The following is a 16,608-nucleotide window of genomic DNA, read 5'->3' as shown; positions in this document are numbered from 1 at the left end:
GATGTAGGGAGCCGCCCGTCCGGTGTCACCGGCTTCGTAGGAGCGACCGCTTGCGTGGTAACTAAAATACCAACGCACGAAATATTCTTACGCCACCCTCTGGCCCTCCTGCCTGTCCCTGCGTTATCATCGCGCCATCAGGAACGGCGCAGCAGACGCCGTATCGAGCAGGAGAAAACATATGTCTGGCGAAACCGAGGCCGACCTTACCGGTGTCGAATCCAACCGCCGCCGTCCCAAGCCGCCGATCATGGAGATTGACGGACGCAAGCTGAAACCCGCGACGCTGATGATGGGACACGGCTATGACCCAACCCTGTCGGAGGGATCGCTCAAACCACCGATCTTCCTGACCTCCACATTCGCGTTCGAGAGCGCGGCGGCGGGCAAGCGGCATTTTGAAGGGGTGACGGGCATAAGGCCGGGCGGATCGGAAGGCCTGGTCTATTCGCGCTTCAACGGTCCCAATCAGGAGATTGCGGAGGATCGGCTGTCGGTATGGGAGGAGGCCGAGGACGCTCTGCTGTTTTCCAGCGGCATGTCGGCGATCGCGACGACGTTGCTGGCGATGGTGCAGCCGGGCGACGTGATCGTCCATAGCGCGCCGCTCTATGCCGCGACCGAATCGCTGATCGGGCGGATATTGGGCAAGTTCGGGGTGCAGTGGCTCGATTTCCCCGCTGGCGCGAGCGAGGATGAGATTGGCGCGGTGATCGAGAAGGCCAAGGGTCTGGGCCGCGTCGCGATGATCTATCTCGAAAGCCCCGCCAATCCGACCAATGTGCTGGTCGATATCGAAGCGGTTGTCGCGCGGCGCAACTTCCTGTTTGCGGGCGAAAGCCATGTCCCGCCGATCGCGATCGACAATACATTTCTGGGGCCGTTATGGCTGAAGCCGCTGGCCCATGGCGCGGATCTGGTGATTTACAGCCTGACCAAATATGCCGGCGGGCATAGCGATCTGGTCGCCGGTGGGGTGCTGGGGTCCAATGCGCTGATCACCACGATCCGGCTGATGCGCAACACGATCGGCACAATATTGGACCCGCATAGCGCGTGGATGCTGTTGCGCAGCCTTGAGACGCTGGAGTTGCGGATGAGCCGGGCGGGCGAGAATGCCGCCAAGGTCTGCGCCTGGCTCAAGGACCAGCCCCAGGTGGAGAAGATCGTCTATCTGGGCTTCCCCGAAAGCGAGCGGCAGCGCGACATTTATGCGCGCCATTGCAGCGGGGCGGGATCGACCTTCTCGCTTTACCTGAAAGGGGGCGAGGCGGAGGCGTTCGCCTTTCTGGATGCCCTCAAGATCGCCAAGCTGGCGGTCAGCCTGGGCGGGACCGAGACGCTGGCGAGTCATCCCGCCGCGATGACCCATTTGTCGGTGCCAGCCGCGCGCAAGGCAGCGTTGGGGATTGGCGACAATATGGTGCGCATCTCGATCGGCTGCGAGGATGCCGACGATCTGATCGCCGATTTTGCCCAAGCCTTGCGGGCGATTGGCTGAGATGCGCCGTCCTCTACTGTTGGTGGGCCAGCCTTTGCTGGCCCCCATCGTGCCGCTGTTGGCGCAGGATTATGACGTCATGACTCTGTGGGAGCAGCCGGACACGGCGGGGCTGGCGCAGGTGGACGCGGTGGTCTGGGCGGGCGAATTTGCGCTGGAACGGGCGCTGATCGACGCGATGCCGAACCTGTCGCTGATCGCCTGCTTCACCGTAGGCTATGACGGGGTCGATCTGGCGCTGGCCAAGGCGCGCGGCATTGCGGTGACCCATGCGGGCGACGCCAATGCGCACGACGTGGCCGATCATGCGATCGGCCTGATGATCGCCCATCGCCGCTGGATCGTGGGCGGCGACCGGCATTTGCGCGCGGGGCTGTGGACGATCGAGGCCAAGACGCGCACCCGGTCGATGGGCGGGGCAAAGCTGGGGATCGTCGGCATGGGGTCGATCGGCATCGCTGCGGCGGAGCGGGCGCAGGCGATGCGGATGCAGGTCAGTTGGTGGGGGCCGCGCGACAAGCCCGCCCTCCCCTGGCCGCGCGCCGACAGTCTGGAAGCGCTGGCGCGCCAGAGCGACATTGTGCTGGTTGCGGCGCGCGCCGACGAGAGCAACCGCAAGATGATTTCGGCGGCGATCATGGAGGCGCTTGGGCTGGAGGGTCTGCTGGTCAATGTCGCGCGCGGGCAATTGGTGGATGAGGAGGCGCTGATCGCCGCGCTGAAAAACGGGCGGCTGGGCGGCGCGGCGATCGACGTGTTCGATCCCGAACCGACCGATCCGGCGCGCTGGGCGGACGTCCCCAATGTCGTGCTGACCCCGCATACCGGCGGGGCAACGCATGAGGCGGTCGGGCAGATGGCGCAGATGCTGATCGCCAATCTGTCCGCCCATTTTGCCGGTCAGCCACTCCCCTCCCCCGTTCGCCTCTGAACCCTGCGTCGAGTCGTGCGTTGAGCGCGGCACGGCGATGACGCCGGTGCAGGAGGGGGTGCGCAGTGGGTAGGATAGCAGGATCGCGATGGGCTGTCCGCATAGCGGCCGGGCTGATCGGGCTGGCCGTCCTGCTGCTGGCCGCTTTCCCATGGGGCCTGTTCAAGGGCCGGATCGAGGATCGCCTGTCCGACCGGATCGGCAAACCGGTGACGATCGGCGCGATGGTGCGCGAGGATGCCCTGTCCTTTCACCCCGTCGTGCGGCTTACCGACATGCGCGTGCCCCAGCCTGACTGGGCGCCCGGCAGCGCCGATCTGGCACGGGTGGGCGAGGCGCGGGTGGGCTTTTCCGCGCTGGCCCTGCTGACCGGCGGACCGGTGCTGGAAACGCTGGAGCTGCGCCGCGCGCGCCTGTCCTTCTATCGCGCCGCCGACGGACGGGAAAGCTGGAGCGGCGAGCGCAGCCGCGCCGATGATAGCAAGGGCAAGCGCCCTGCCCTGCGCAGCCTGACCGTCAGCGACAGCCGCATCGCCTATCGCGACGACAAGCGTGGCCGGTCGGTCGATGCAGCGCTGATCGTGGACGGCAAGGGATTGCGCCTGTCCGGCACCGGCGATGTGCGCGGCTATCCCGTGAGGGTGACCGCCAGCGGCGCGCCGATCCTGGGGCATCGGGCGGGTGTGCGCTGGCCGTTCAAGGCGGAGATAGCCGGTGATGCGGTCGGCATGACGTTCGACGGCACGATGGACGGGCCGCTCGACATCGGCCATTTGCGCGGCAAAGTCACCGGCCATGCGATCGACCTGCGCGTGCTGGACGCAATCATCGAGGCGGGCCTGCCCGGCACGCAGCCAGTGCGGCTGACCGCGCAGGTGGTGCGCGACCGGCCCGACTGGACCGTCGAGAATCTGAAAGGGACGATCGGTCGGTCCGATATTGCGGGCCACGCCACAATCCGCAAACGTGACGGCCGGACCCGCATCGACGGCGCGATCCATGCGGGCCGGTTCGATTTCGACGACCTGTCGTCCAATGAGGGCAAGCGCAAGGCAGCGGCCAAGCGGGCACAGTCGGGCGACCGGCTGGTCCCCGACACCGCCATCGACCTGTCGCGCATGGCGCGCACCGACGGGCGGCTGGCATTGCGGGCGGACAGACTGCTGTGGCCCGGCTCCAGCCCGTTCCGGTCGCTGAGCGGCGTGCTGACACTGGAGCGCAGTCGGCTGGTGGTCGAACCGCTGCGGATGGACCTGACGCGCGGCATATTGAGCGGGCGGCTGGCGGTGGATCAGCGGCCGGGCGGACCCCGGCTCGATCTGGCGCTCAACCTGCGATCGGCGCGCCTGCTCGATTTCTTTCCCGAAACGCGGATCGACGGCGGGCTGGTCGGGCGGATCGCACTGAGCGGGCCGGGGCGCACGATCCGGCAGGCAGTCGGGCGATCATCCGGCACGATCGCGCTGGTGGCGCGCGACGGGTCGATCCCGGCGCGCACGGCGGCGCTGATGGGACAGGATGTCGGCAAGGGGCTGACGGTGGACAAGGACAAGATGGCGGTGCTGCGCTGCGTGGTGGCGCGGTTCGACGTGGCCAGCGGCGTGGCGCGGGCCAATCCGGTGCTGATCGACACTTCCCGCGCGCAGACCCGCGTCACCGGCACGATCCGCCTGAGCGACGAGGTGATGGCGCTGACGATGCGTGGCACGCCCAAACATGGCAGCCTGCTGCGCCTGAGCGGCACCGTGCCGATTGGCGGGACAATCAAGCAGCCGGACATTCGCGTGCCTGCCGAGGTACGATCGACCAAGGGCATCCTCAAGATGATCGGCAAGGCGATTGCGGGCGACAAGGTGCCCCGCGCGGCGGACGCGGACTGTGAGGGGCTGGCGCGGTCGGCTATGCGCTAAACACAAATTTCCGTTCGTTTCGAGCGCAGTCGAGAAACCGATGCGCGACGTTTCTCGACTTCGCTCGAAACGAACGGAGTGGGGGGTATTACGTCCAGTCCACCCGCGTCCAGCCCCGCGCCGCCGCCAGCTTCGCCAGCTTCTTGTGCGGGTTGGAGGCGAAGGGGATGTCGGCAAATTCGAGCATCGGCGCGTCCGACACATGGTCGGAATATGCGCGGATATGGGCCTGGCCACGGTCGATCGCCTCGGCCGCCATCCACGCCTTGATCATCCGCAGCTTGCCGGTGTCGTAGCAGTTTTCGCCCGCAATCTTCGCGCGGACATAGCGCAGATCCTGGGACAGGTGATCGGTCGCGATCACCGCGTCAAAGCCCAGCCGCCGGGCGATCGGCTCGACATAGAGGCGATAGGAGGCGGTAGCGAGGACAAGGCGATAGCCGTCCGCGCGGTCCTGCGCGATCTGCGCCACCGCGCCCTGACGCACATTGGTCGCCAACACCTTGTCAGCATAGGTTTCGACATGGGGCATCAGCCGCGCACGCTCGACATTGAAGCCGATCATCAGCGCCTGATTCAGTTCCTTAAGGCGCTGGCGGGTGATCAGCTTGACTACATAGGCCAGCATCAGCAGCCCGACGCAGGGCAGCAGCGCCAGCCGCCACGGCGCCATGGCGCGCGCCATATGGATGAGAAAGCCGGTATAGGTGCCGCTGAACGTCACCGTCCGGTCCATGTCGTAAATTGCCAGCCGGTGCGTCATGCCGTGTCCGAAACTTTTGCCCTGTTGCTTCGTTCTGGCTTGCAGTTGGGCCGTTTCGGCTTGCCGTGCAACCGATATTGGACCAGTAATCCCATCGCATGAACAAAGCCGCCGATCTTGCTGAAGAAATGCGTGACGACGGCACAGTGATCCGGCTTTCCGGGTCGCTGGCGGTCGCCTGTCTGCATGACCTGCCGGGTCGGCTGGATGCCGTGCAGGGACCGGTCAGCGCCATCGACCTGTCGGGCGTGGAGCATATCGACACGATCGGCGCATGGACCGTGCATCGCACCGCCAAGCGGCTGAACAGCCCGATCACCGGCGGGCGCGACGATACGATGCGGCTGATCGAAGCGGTCGGCGCACTGGACGAGCCGGTGGCGATCCGTCCCGATCATGTCCCTGCCGTCACCCGCGTCGTCAGCCAGATTGGCGAGGCGGTCAGCACTGCGGGATCGACCATGCTGGGCCTGCTGGGCTTTTTCGGCGGCACGCTGGTCGCCACCTGGAGTGTCATCCGCCACCCCAGCCGTTTCCGCGTCAATGCCGTGGTTCAGCGGTTCGAGGTGGTTGGCGTGTCCGCGCTGGGTATTATCGGCCTGATGAGTTTCCTGATCGGCATCGTCATCGCACAGCAGGGATCGGTGCAGTTGCGCCAGTTCGGCATGGAGATGCTGACGATCAATCTGGTCGGTCGGCTGACCTTCCGCGAACTGGGCGTGCTGATGACCGCGATCATGGTTGCGGGACGATCCGGCTCCGCCTTTGCCGCGCAGCTTGGCACGATGAAGCTGACCGAGGAAGTCGATGCGATGCGCACGATCGGCGTGTCGCCGATGGAGGCGCTGGTGCTGCCGCGCACGCTGGCGGTCGTCATCATGATGCCGCTGCTGGGCTTTTACGCCTCGATCATGGCGGTGATTGGCGGCGGTTTTCTCTGCGCCATTGCGCTCGACATTCCGCCGATCACCTTCGTCCAGCGGCTGCGCGAGGTCGTGCCGATCACCGACCTGTGGGTGGGGCTGATCAAGGCACCGGTATTCGGCCTGATTATCGCCATTTCCGGCTGTTTCCAGGGGATGCAGGTCAAGGGCAATGCCGAGGAAGTGGGGCTGCGCACCACCGCTGCGGTTGTGCAGGCGATCTTCCTGGTCATCGTCCTCGACGCCATATTCGCCGTATTCTTCACCTGGCTGGGGTGGAACTGATGGCAGAGCAGGACGACATCACGGCCGAGGAAGCGCGGGTCGAATCGATGATGGCGCAGAGCGACATCGCGATTTCGGTGCGCGGCATCCGCAATAGTTTCGGCGATCAGGTGGTGCATGACGGGCTGGACCTGGACGTGCGCAAGGGCGAGATTCTGGGCGTGGTCGGTGGGTCGGGCACCGGCAAGTCGGTGCTTATGCGCGCGATCATCGGCCTCCAGACCCCGGACGAGGGCGAAATTCACGTCTTTGGCGAATCGATGGTCGGGCGGCTGGATGATGAGGCGCTGGCGATCCGCAAGCGCTGGGGCGTGCTGTTTCAGGGCGGCGCGCTGTTTTCGACGCTGACGGTCGCTGAAAATGTCGAAGTGCCGATCCGCGAATATTATCCCAATATCGGCGCTGAACTGCGCGACGAAATCGCCGCTTACAAGATCCGCATGACCGGGCTGCCAGCTGAGGCTGGTCCCAAATATCCGTCCGAACTGTCGGGCGGCATGAAGAAGCGCGCGGGCCTTGCCCGTGCGCTGGCGCTGGACCCGGACCTGTTGTTTCTGGACGAGCCGACCGCCGGGCTGGACCCGATCGGCGCGGCGGCGTTTGACGAACAGACCCGCCAGTTGCAGCAGACGCTGGGGCTGACTGTGTTTCTGATCACCCATGATCTTGATACGCTCTATTCGATCTGCGACCGTGTCGCCGTGCTGGCCGACAAGAAGGTCATTGCGGTCGGCACGATCGAGGAATTGCTGGCGACCGATCATCCCTGGATACAGGAATATTTCAACGGCCCGCGTGGCCGCGCCGCAACGGCGGCGGTGGCGCGTCATCATGACCGCGAACAGGATAGGGCGGCACAGACCCCGCCCGATGGAAGGCAATAGGATATGGAAACCCGATCCAACCATGTGCTGGTGGGCGCTGTCACGCTGATCTTGCTGGCGGCGATCATTGCGGCGGCCTTCTGGTTCTCGCGCATCTCCGACGGGCAGAACAAGGAATATGACATCTTCTTCAAACAGTCGGTCAACGGCCTGGCGAAGGGATCGAGCGTCAATTATTCCGGCGTCCCGTCGGGCCAGGTCGAGAAGATCGAGCTGTGGAAGCGCGATCCGGGCTTTGTGAAGGTGCGCATTTCGGTCAAGGACGGCACGCCCGTCCTGCAAGGCACCACCGCGACGATCGCGGGCGTGGGCTTTACCGGCGTCAGCGAAATCGTGCTGGACGGCGCGGTCAAGGGCGCGCCGCCGATCCAGTGCCCAGCCAATAACCCGCTGGCGGTCTGCCCCGACGGCGTGCCGGTGATCCCGACCAAGCCGGGCGCGCTGGGCGAATTGCTCAACAATGCGCCGCAGCTGCTGGAACGGCTGTCGACCCTGACCGAGCGGCTGACCGAATTGCTGAACGACAAGAATCAGCAGTCGATCGCGGGCATCCTGGCCAATGTCGAGCGTATCTCCAGCTCGCTGGCCGATCGCAGCCCGGAAATCTCCGCCACGCTGGCCGAAGCGCGGATCGCGGTGCAGCGCACCGGGGTTGCCGCCGAGCAGATTGGCAAGCTGGCTGCCACGACCGACGCGATGCTGACCGACGAGGGCAAGCCGCTGATGGCCGACCTGCGCAAGAGTGTGCAGTCGGCAACGCGCAGCATCGACACGCTCGACAAGACGATTGCCGAGGCCCAGCCGGGCGTGCGCGCGTTCAGCAACCAGACCATGCCGGAGGTCAACCAGCTGGTCCGCGACCTGCGCGAAATGTCGCGCGCCTTCCGCGGCGTGGCCGAGAAACTGGACCAGCAAGGGGCCGGTTCGCTGGTCGGATCACCCAAATTGCCGGATTACAAGCCATGATGAGAGGGACCAGGCGCATGTTCATCCACCAACCGCGCAGCGCCGCGATTGCGCTCACTGCTGCCTTCCTGCTGGCAGGCTGCGTGTCCTTTGGTGCCAAGCCGCCGGAACAGTTGCTGGCGCTCAGCGCAACGCAGACGGTCGCGCCGGGGCGCTTGCTGACCGGCGCGCAGGGACCGAGCCTGACCGTGGCCGATCCCGATGCGCCCAAGATGCTGGATACGGTGCGGGTGCCGGTGCAGCTGTCGCCCACCTCGGTCGCCTATGTGACCAAGGTGCAATGGGCCGACACGCCGCGCCACCTGTTCCAGACGCTGCTGGCCGAAACGATTGCCGCGACCAGCAACCGCATCGTCCTGGCCCCCGGCCAATATGCTGGCGACAATGGCCAGCGGCTGATGGGCGAACTGGTTGCCTTTGGCATCGATGCGCCGGGCAATAGCGCAGTCGTCACCTATGACGCCATATTGACCAAGGGCAGCGGCACCGTGATCGCGCGGCAGCGCTTCACCGCCAGTGTGCCAGTGGGTGCGAAGATCGAGGCAGGCACGATCGGCGTGCCGCTCAATGCGGCGGCGAACAAGGTGGCGGCGGATGTCGCAGCCTGGCTGGCGACGCAGCCGGGTTAAGCCCGCTCCAGCGCCTCATCCACCTCCCCGCCGGCCGCTTCGAGCAGGCGGCGTTCGAGCGTTTGCAGCCGCGCCTTGCTCTCTATCTTCCCGCCCAGCAGGTCGGTGACGTAGAAAGTATCGACCGCACGCTCGCCATAGGTGGCGACATGGGCGCTGTGGACCGTGACCTTCGACTGGAACAACGCATTGGCGAGGCTGAACAGCAGGGCTGGCCGGTCGGCAGCGTTGATCTCCACCACGGTAAAGCGGTTTGACGCCTTGTTGTCGATCAGCACATTGGGGACGATGCGGAAGGCTTCGGCGCGGGTCCGAGTCAGCGGGCGCGCCGACAATTTGGTGATCATCCGGTGGCGGTTGGACAGCGAATCCTCGATCGCGTTGCGGATGCGGGTCAGCTGATCAGGATCATGGAATGCGCCGCCGAACGGGTCCTGCACCAGGAAATTATCGATCGCCACGCCATCGCGCGTCGTATGGATGCGCGCGTCGATGATGTTGCCGCCCGCCAGATGGATGGCGCCTGCAATGCGGTAGAACAGCCCCGGATGGTCGGTGGCATAGACTGTCACCAGCGTCGCACCGCGCTGGGGATAATAATGGGCCGCGATCGACAAGGGCGCATCGGCAGAGGCCAATATATGGTGCGCGTTGTGGATCAATATATCCTCTGGCTCGGCGATCCAGTAGGATTCGGGCAGCCGCCTGCGCAGCCGCTCAAACTCTGCGTCCGGCAGCCCCAGCGCCAGCCGCGTCGCTTCCTGCTTGGCCGCGACCCGTTCGCTGCGACCCTTCTGCTTGTGGCCCAGGCGCAGCAATTCTTCGGCTGAATCATAGAGGTCGCCCAGCAACTGCCGCTTCCAGCTGTTCCACACCCCTGGTCCCACCGCGCGAATATCCACCACGGTCAGGCAGAGCAGCAGCCGCAGCCGCTCCGGGCTTTGCACGACATCGACGAAATCGAGGATCGTCTTGTAATCAGCCAGATCGCGCTTGAAGGCGGTGGCCGACATCAGCAGATGATAGCGCACCAGCCAGGCGACCGTTTCCGTCTCCGCCGGGGTAAGGCCCAGGCGCGGACAGAGATGTTCGGCGACTTCCGCGCCCAATATGCTGTGGTCCCCGCCCCGCCCCTTGGCAATGTCATGCAGCAGCACCGCGACATAGAGAACGCGGCGCGACAGGAGCTTGCCCATCAGTTCAGACGCTAGCGGATGATCTTCGGGCAGTTCGCCCTTCTCGATCCGGGCGAGCAGGCCGACGGCGCGGATCGTATGTTCGTCCACCGTATAGTGGTGATACATGTCGAACTGCATCTGCGCCACGACCCGGCGGAAATCGGGGACGAAACGCCCAAAAACGGTGGATTCGTTCATCCAGCGCAGTACGGTTTCCGGGTCACGCGGGCTTGTCAGCACATCCATGAAGGCGGCGTTGGCGCGCGGGTCCTTGCGCACCTTGGCGGTGATGAGGCCAGCGTCACGGCTGGCAGCGCGGATTGCGCTGGGGTGGATCGACAGGCCATGGCGGTCGGCCACGGCGAAAATTTCGATCAGCCGGACCGGATCTACCTGAAAGAAATCATCGCTGGGCAGCGAAAGCCGCCCGCGCTCCAGCACGAAGCCGTCCAGCTTCTTGGGCCGACGGAACATGGCGGGGATATAGCGCCGCCCCTTCGCCGCCATCTGGTCGTCCAGATGGGCCAGGAACATGGCGGTCAGGTCGCCGACGATTTTGGCGTTGAGGAAATAATAGCGCATGAAGCGCTCCACCCCCGACCGGCCATGCCGTCCGGTAAAGCGCATCCGCGTCGCGGTTTCCAGCTGGAGGTCGAAGGTCAGCCGATCCTCCGCCCGTCCGGTGATGGTATGGAGGTGACAACGCACCGCCCACAGGAAATCTTCCGCCTTCTGGAACTGGCGCAATTCCAGCTGGGTCAGCAGGCCGACATCGACCAACTCAGCGACCGACCGCACCCGGTTCACATATTTGCCGATCCAGAACAGGGTATGCAGATCGCGCAGGCCGCCCTTGCCCTCCTTCACATTGGGTTCGACGACATAGCGGCTGTCGCCCATCCGTTTGTGCCGCTCCTCACGCTCGGCCAGCTTGTCGGTAACGAAGGCGCGGGCCGTGCCCTGCATGACTTCCGCGTCGAAGCGGGTCGATGTTTCCTCGTACAGCGCCCGGTCGCCCCAGACATAGCGCGCCTCCAGCAGGGCGGTGCGAACGGTCAGGTCCGCCTTGGCCATCCGCATCGTTTCGTCGATGGAGCGGCTGGAGTGGCCGACTTTCAGGCCCAAATCCCACAGCGAATAGAGCATGGATTCAATGACCTGCTCGGTCCAGCCGGTTGGTTTCCAGGGCGTAATGAAGCCGATATCGACGTCGCTATGCGGCGCCATTTCGCCCCGGCCATAGCCACCGACCGCAATCAGGGCGATCCGCTCGCCCGTGCTGCGGTTGCCCGATGGGTAGAGATGGTGGGTCGTCGCATCGTAAAGCAGGCGCAAAATCTGGTCGATCAGGAAGGCAAAGGCAGTCACCGCCTCCCGCCCGCGCGTGGGCTTCGCCTCCAGCCGCCGGGCGACCTCGGCCCGCCCCTCATCCAGCGCTGCCTTCAATTCCTTGACGATCAGGCCGCGCAGCAGCATCGGATCGCTACGGTGCAACTGCGCCTGAGCGGTAATGTTGTCGGAAATCGCGCGCCGATCAATGATCGCACGGCGCGATCCCAGCGCGGGAAATTGCATGACCATGGAGGCTATCTAGTCATGGTCGCTGGTCGCGGCCAGTTGTTTCAGCCGATATAGTTGATCGAGCGCCTCACGCGGCGACAGCGCGTCGGCGTCGATACCGTCGAGCGCCGCGCGCAGCGGGTCAATCACGGGTTCGGACTGGACCGCGACGGCGGCGAACAGCGGCAGATCGTCCAGCCCCGCGGCGATGCCGCCGGTCCTGGCCTTGCCCGCCTCCAGCCGTGCCAGCACATCCTTGGCGCGCTTGAGGACTGCGGCGGGCAGGCCCGCCAGCCGCGCGACGGCCAAGCCATAGCTGCGATCCGCCGGACCATCGCTCAGCTCATGCAGCAGCACCAGATCGCCCTTCCATTCGCGCGCGCGGACATGGTGGAGCGAGAGCGAGGACAGGCTTTCGGCGAGCCGCGTCAGTTCATGATAATGGGTGGCGAACAGGCAGCGGCAGCGATTAACCTCATGCACTGCTTCCACCACCGCCCATGCCAGCGCCAACCCGTCATAGGTGGAGGTGCCGCGCCCGACTTCATCGAGGATGACGAAGCTGTCGGCAGTCGCCTGCGCCAGGATGGCGGCGGTTTCGACCATCTCGACCATGAAGGTGGAGCGGCCCCGCGCCAGATTGTCCGATGCGCCGACCCGGCTGAACAGTCGATCGACCAGGCTGAGCGTCGCGGCCTGCGCCGGAACATAGGCACCCGCCTGCGCCAATATGACGATCAGCGCATTTTGCCGCAGGAACGTCGATTTGCCGCCCATGTTCGGGCCAGTGACCAGCCAGAGCCGATCATCCTGCACCAGACGGCAATCATTGGCGACGAAGGCCTGCCCTTCGCGTCGCAGCGCATCCTCCACCACTGGATGCCGCCCGCCGGTGATATCGAGGCATGGCCCCGCCCCGTCCGCCGCGACGAAATGCGGTCGCTGCCAGCCGCCCTCCGCCGCCCGTTCCGCCAGCGCGGCGGCAACGTCGAGCCGGGCCAACGCTTGCGCGGCGCGGGCGATGTCAGCCTTGCGGTCCAGCACGGCGGCGATCAAATCTTCCAGATGCGCCGCTTCGGCGACCAGCGCATGGCCGCCCGCCTGCGCAACGCGCCCGGCTTCCTCATGCAGATCGACCGAATTGAAGCGCACGACGCCTGCCAGCGTCTGCCGATGGGTGAAGCCGCTGTCGGGCTGCATCAGCGAGTCAGCGGCGCGGGCCGGGACTTCGACATGATAGCCCAGCACGCCATTATGGCGGATCTTGAGCGTCGAAATGCCCGTTTGCGCGCGATATTTCGCCTCCAGCGCGGCGATCGCGCGGCGACCATCACCCGCCATGCGGCGCAGTTCGTCCAGCGCGGGATCATAGCCGTCGGCAATATAGCCACCGCTTGCCGTCTCGGTCGGCGGGGCAGGCACCAGCGCGCGCGCCAGACTGTCGACCAGCGCGCCATGGCCATCGAGCGCTGGCAACAGGCGGGCTAGTAGCAGCGGCTGGTCGGGCAAGCGCCCCAGCCGCTCGCGCAGCAGTCGCGCTTCGCCAAGGCCATCGCGCAACTGGCCAAGATCACGCGGACTGCCCCGGCCCACTGCAACCCGGCCCAGCGCCCGGCCAATGTCGGGCAGGGCGCGCAATGCACCGCGCAACTGGTCGCGCAGCCCCGCATCGTCGTGGAACAATTGCACCAGCCCCAGCCGCGCCTCGATCAGCCCCATATCCATCAGCGGTGCGGACAGATCCTGCGCCAGTAGCCGCGCCCCTGCCCCCGTCACCGTGCGATCGACCGCGCCCAGCAGGCTGCCCGCGCGCGCGCCGCTCATCGTCGCGACAATCTCCAGACTCTCGCGCGTCGCCGCGTCGATCGCGACATGACCGCCGCTGGTCTGGCGCAGGGGTGGGGCAAGGAAGGGCAGCGTACCCTTCCCCGCATGGTCGAGATAGGCGATCAGCCCGCCCATCGCCGCCAGCTCTGCCCGGCTGAACTGGCCAAAGCCGTCCAGAGTCGCGACCCCGAACAGCCGTTTGAGCGCCGTTTCAGCGCGGCTGCTGGAAAAGGCTGCGCGATCGAACATATGGGCGTCGGCTATGTCGAGCGTCGATCCATCCGCGACCACCGTCTCGCTGGGGCGCAGGCGCGCGAGTTCGGCGGGCAGGTCGATGGCGCGGCAGGTCATCGTTTCGAACCGGCCAGTCGATATATCGGCGGCGGCGAGGCCGATCTCGCTTTCTCCGCCCACCTGCGCGAGGGCGACAAGCATATTGTCGCGCCGGGAATCGAGCAAAGTCTCCTCGGTCAGCGTGCCTGCGGTCACATAGCGCACGATGTCGCGCGCCACGAGCGTCTTTCCCCCGCGCGCCTTGGCCTGCGCGGGCGTTTCGGTCTGTTCGGCGATGGCGACCCGATGGCCTGCCTTGATGAGGCGCGCGAGATAACCCTCCGCACTATGCACCGGCACGCCGCACATCGGAATCGGCGCGCCACCATGTTCGCCCCGGCTGGTCAGCGCAATGTCGAGCGTCGCAGCCGCCGCCTTGGCATCGTCGAAGAACAGTTCGAAGAAATCACCCATACGATAGAAGAGCAGGCAGTCACGCGCTTGGCTCTTGAGCGCCAGATATTGCGCCATCATCGGCGTGGGGGCAGGCTGGGTCGTAGTGTCGTTCGGGGCGCTGGGCATGATGGTGCGATAGCGCCAAGCCGCAGCACAGGAAAGAAGCCTTCTCGCACTTGCCCACAAGGCGCGCTTGCCGCTAGGGCCGACGCAACGGACAGCAAAGGCGGGTAAGTGATGACCGACAAGTCGAATGTGGAATTTTCCGAGCGCGAGGCGCTGTTTTTCCATTCGACCGGTCGCCCCGGCAAGATCGAGATCATCGCGTCGAAACCGATGGCGACCCAGCGCGACCTGAGCCTGGCCTATTCGCCGGGCGTTGCCGTGCCGGTGCTGGCGATCGCGGCGGACCCTGCGACGGCCTATGACTATACCGCCAAGGGCAATCTGGTCGCCGTCATCACCAACGGCACGGCGATCCTGGGTCTGGGCAATCTGGGCGCGCTGGCGTCCAAGCCGGTGATGGAGGGTAAGGCAGTCCTCTTCAAGCGCTTCGCCGACGTGGACAGTATCGACATCGAACTCAAGACCGAGGATGTCGATCGCTTCATCGACGCGGTGGAACTGATGGAGCCGACCTTTGGCGGCATCAACCTTGAAGATATCAAGGCGCCGGAATGTTTCATCATCGAACAGACGCTGAAAGAGCGGATGAACATCCCGGTATTTCACGACGACCAGCATGGCACCGCGATCATCGCGGCGGCGGGCGTCATCAACGCGGCGATGCTGACCGGGCGCGAGCTCAAAGACCTGAAAGTCGTGGTCAATGGCGCGGGCGCGGCGTCGATCGCCTGCACTGAACTGATCAAGGCGCTGGGCGTGGCGGGTGACAATGTCATCATGTGCGACAGCAAGGGCGTGATCTATCAGGGCCGCACCGAGGGCATGAACCAGTGGAAATCGGCCCATGCGGTCAGGACCGACGCACGCACGCTGAAAGAAGCGATGAAGGGCGCGGACGTGTTCTTAGGGCTTTCGGTCAAGGGCGCGGTGACGCCGGACATGGTCAAGGATATGGGCGAAAAGCCGATCATCTTCGCCATGGCCAATCCCGACCCGGAAATCACCCCGCCCGATGCCAAGGCCGTGCGTCCCGAAGCGATCGTCGCCACCGGCCGGTCAGACTATCCCAATCAGGTCAATAACGTTATCGGCTTCCCCTTCATCTTCCGCGGTGCGCTGGACGTGCGGGCGACGACGATCAACGAAGCGATGAAGGTCGCCGCGGCCCATGCCATCGCCGAACTGGCGCGTGAGCAGGTGCCGGAGGAAGTGGCCAAGGCCTATGGCCGATCGCACAGCTTCGGTCCGGACTATATCATCCCCGCCCCGTTCGACCCGCGCCTGATGGAAGTGGTGCCGTCCGCTGTCGCGCAGGCGGCAATGGACAGCGGCGTGGCGCAAAAGCCGATCGCCGACATGGCCGCCTATCGCCAGTCGCTCAAAGCCCGGCTCAACCCGACCACATCGGTGCTGACCAGTGCCTATGAAATGGCCAAGGCCAATCCCAAGCGCGTCGTGTTCGCCGAAGCGGAGGAGGAAGTGGTGCTGCGCGCGGCGATCCAGTTCCGCGATCTGGGCTATGGCGTTCCAGTGCTGGTCGGGCGCGGCGATGTGGTCGACAAGCTCAAGGCGCTGGGCGTGCGCGATCCGGACAGTTTCGAACTGCACAACAGTGTGAACTCGCCGCTGGTGCCTGACATGGTCGACCTGCTTTACGCCCGGCTCCAGCGGCGCGGCTATCTGCGCCGCGATTGCGAGCGGATGGTCAACCGGGACCGCAACATCTTTGGCACATTGCTCGTCAAGATGGGTGTAGCCGACGCGATGATCACCGGCATGACCCGCCCCTATGCGCAGACCCTGCGCGAAGTGAAGCGGGTGATGGACCCCGCAGCAGGGCGCACACCGTTTGGCATCCATGTCATGGTATCGAAGGACAAGACGGTGTTCCTGGCCGACACCACGGTCAACGAACGCCCGACGGCCAGCGAACTGGCCGATATTGCGGAAGGCACGGTCGCGGTCGCCCGGCGCATGGGCCATGACCCGCGCGTCGCTTTCCTGTCCTATTCCAATTTCGGCAACCCGCCGGGCGCGTTTCTGGAAAATGTGCGTGGCGCAGTGAAGCTGCTCGACGAACGTAATGTCGATTTCGAATATGAAGGCGAAATGACCGCAGACGTGGCGCTGAACCCGGCCGTCATGAAAAACTATCCGTTCAGCCGCCTGTCCGGTCCGGCCAATGTGCTGGTGATGCCGGGGCTGCAATCGGCCAATATCTCGGCCAAGCTGTTGCGCGAACTGGGCGGCACGTCGATGATCGGCCCGGTGCTGGTCGGCATGGAAAAATCGGTGCAGATCGCCACGATGGCATCCAACGCGTCGGAACTGCTGACGCTGGCGGTGCTGGCGGCTGGCGGGATCGCGCTCTGATCGACACACGGGCGCAAGATGGG

11 protein-coding genes are annotated in these 16,608 nt (G+C 65.2%); 8 read left to right on the top strand and 3 right to left on the bottom strand.

Annotated elements, in window-relative coordinates; genetic code table 11:
* Positions 1-181 precede the first annotated feature (181 nt).
* From D0Z70_RS00920 to D0Z70_RS00910, 3 genes are all read left to right on the top strand, one after another.
* Positions 182-1,501 (top strand): cystathionine gamma-synthase family protein, encoded by a 1,320-nt coding sequence (locus D0Z70_RS00920; RefSeq protein ID WP_119743547.1) that lies wholly within the window; start codon positions 182-184, stop codon positions 1,499-1,501.
* Position 1,502: 1 nt separating this feature from the next.
* The gene (locus D0Z70_RS00915; protein WP_119743546.1) at positions 1,503-2,432 is read left to right on the top strand and encodes a 2-hydroxyacid dehydrogenase; all 930 of its coding nucleotides are present in this window, start codon (positions 1,503-1,505) and stop codon (positions 2,430-2,432) included.
* A 65-nt stretch (positions 2,433-2,497) separates the two neighbouring features.
* Positions 2,498-4,342 (top strand): AsmA family protein, encoded by a 1,845-nt coding sequence (locus D0Z70_RS00910; protein WP_239018762.1) that lies wholly within the window; start codon positions 2,498-2,500, stop codon positions 4,340-4,342.
* 88 nt (positions 4,343-4,430) lie between these two features.
* Here D0Z70_RS00910 and D0Z70_RS00905 read toward each other — a convergent pair whose 3' ends face one another.
* Positions 4,431-5,105, bottom strand: coding sequence for an HAD family hydrolase (locus D0Z70_RS00905; RefSeq protein WP_119743545.1), 675 nt, complete (start codon positions 5,103-5,105; stop codon positions 4,431-4,433).
* A 98-nt stretch (positions 5,106-5,203) separates the two neighbouring features.
* On the opposite strand from D0Z70_RS00905, the gene D0Z70_RS00900 reads away from it, so the two are divergent.
* The 4 genes from D0Z70_RS00900 to D0Z70_RS00885 are packed head-to-tail and all read left to right on the top strand — an operon-like array spanning position 5,204 to position 8,792.
* Complete coding sequence (locus D0Z70_RS00900; RefSeq protein WP_119743544.1) at positions 5,204-6,313, top strand: MlaE family ABC transporter permease; 1,110 nt, start codon at positions 5,204-5,206, stop codon at positions 6,311-6,313.
* Positions 6,313-7,197: an ABC transporter ATP-binding protein gene (locus D0Z70_RS00895; RefSeq protein WP_119743543.1), complete on the top strand. Its 885-nt coding sequence runs from the start codon at positions 6,313-6,315 to the stop codon at positions 7,195-7,197. Before D0Z70_RS00900 ends, D0Z70_RS00895 begins: the two co-directional genes overlap by 1 nt.
* A gap of 3 nt (positions 7,198-7,200) precedes the next feature.
* Positions 7,201-8,163 carry an MlaD family protein gene (locus D0Z70_RS00890; RefSeq protein ID WP_119743542.1) on the top strand — a complete coding sequence of 321 codons (963 nt, stop codon included), beginning with the start codon at positions 7,201-7,203 and terminating at the stop codon, positions 8,161-8,163.
* A 17-nt stretch (positions 8,164-8,180) separates the two neighbouring features.
* Complete coding sequence (locus D0Z70_RS00885) at positions 8,181-8,792, top strand: ABC-type transport auxiliary lipoprotein family protein (protein ID WP_119743541.1); 612 nt, start codon at positions 8,181-8,183, stop codon at positions 8,790-8,792.
* Here the strand turns inward: D0Z70_RS00885 and D0Z70_RS00880 are convergent.
* Both D0Z70_RS00880 and mutS read right to left on the bottom strand, forming a co-directional pair.
* Positions 8,789-11,551, bottom strand: a complete 2,763-nt coding sequence (locus tag D0Z70_RS00880; RefSeq protein WP_119743540.1) for a [protein-PII] uridylyltransferase — start codon at positions 11,549-11,551, stop codon at positions 8,789-8,791. The genes D0Z70_RS00885 and D0Z70_RS00880 overlap by 4 nt on opposite strands.
* 9 nt (positions 11,552-11,560) lie before the next feature.
* A complete protein-coding gene (gene mutS / locus D0Z70_RS00875; RefSeq protein ID WP_119743539.1) occupies positions 11,561-14,212 on the bottom strand; it encodes a DNA mismatch repair protein MutS in 2,652 nt (883 codons plus the stop codon).
* 111 nt (positions 14,213-14,323) lie between these two features.
* On the opposite strand from mutS, the gene D0Z70_RS00870 reads away from it, so the two are divergent.
* On the top strand, positions 14,324-16,585 hold the full coding sequence (locus D0Z70_RS00870) for an NADP-dependent malic enzyme (protein ID WP_119743538.1): 2,262 nt from the start codon (positions 14,324-14,326) through the stop codon (positions 16,583-16,585).
* The last annotated feature ends 23 nt before the right edge of the window (positions 16,586-16,608 follow it).

The sequence above is a fragment of the Sphingobium terrigena genome (assembly GCF_003591655.1).
Lineage (GTDB): Bacteria > Pseudomonadota > Alphaproteobacteria > Sphingomonadales > Sphingomonadaceae > Sphingobium > Sphingobium terrigena.
Note: the sequence above shows the minus strand (reverse complement) of the source record. Positions and strands in the feature narration are given on the sequence as shown.

Excerpts from the sequence above, each read along its gene's own strand:
- D0Z70_RS00895 (WP_119743543.1), top strand. The coding sequence starts at position 6,313 with ATGGCAGAGCAGGACGACATCACGGCCGAGGAAGCGCGGGTCGAATCG.
- D0Z70_RS00900 (WP_119743544.1), top strand. The coding sequence starts at position 5,204 with ATGAACAAAGCCGCCGATCTTGCTGAAGAAATGCGTGACGACGGCACA.
- D0Z70_RS00920 (WP_119743547.1), top strand. The coding sequence starts at position 182 with ATGTCTGGCGAAACCGAGGCCGACCTTACCGGTGTCGAATCCAACCGC.
- D0Z70_RS00885 (WP_119743541.1), top strand. The coding sequence starts at position 8,181 with ATGTTCATCCACCAACCGCGCAGCGCCGCGATTGCGCTCACTGCTGCC.
- mutS (WP_119743539.1), bottom strand. The coding sequence starts at position 14,212 with ATGCCCAGCGCCCCGAACGACACTACGACCCAGCCTGCCCCCACGCCG.
- D0Z70_RS00890 (WP_119743542.1), top strand. The coding sequence starts at position 7,201 with ATGGAAACCCGATCCAACCATGTGCTGGTGGGCGCTGTCACGCTGATC.
- D0Z70_RS00905 (WP_119743545.1), bottom strand. The coding sequence starts at position 5,105 with ATGACGCACCGGCTGGCAATTTACGACATGGACCGGACGGTGACGTTC.
- D0Z70_RS00870 (WP_119743538.1), top strand. The coding sequence starts at position 14,324 with ATGACCGACAAGTCGAATGTGGAATTTTCCGAGCGCGAGGCGCTGTTT.
- D0Z70_RS00915 (WP_119743546.1), top strand. The coding sequence starts at position 1,503 with ATGCGCCGTCCTCTACTGTTGGTGGGCCAGCCTTTGCTGGCCCCCATC.
- D0Z70_RS00880 (WP_119743540.1), bottom strand. The coding sequence starts at position 11,551 with ATGGTCATGCAATTTCCCGCGCTGGGATCGCGCCGTGCGATCATTGAT.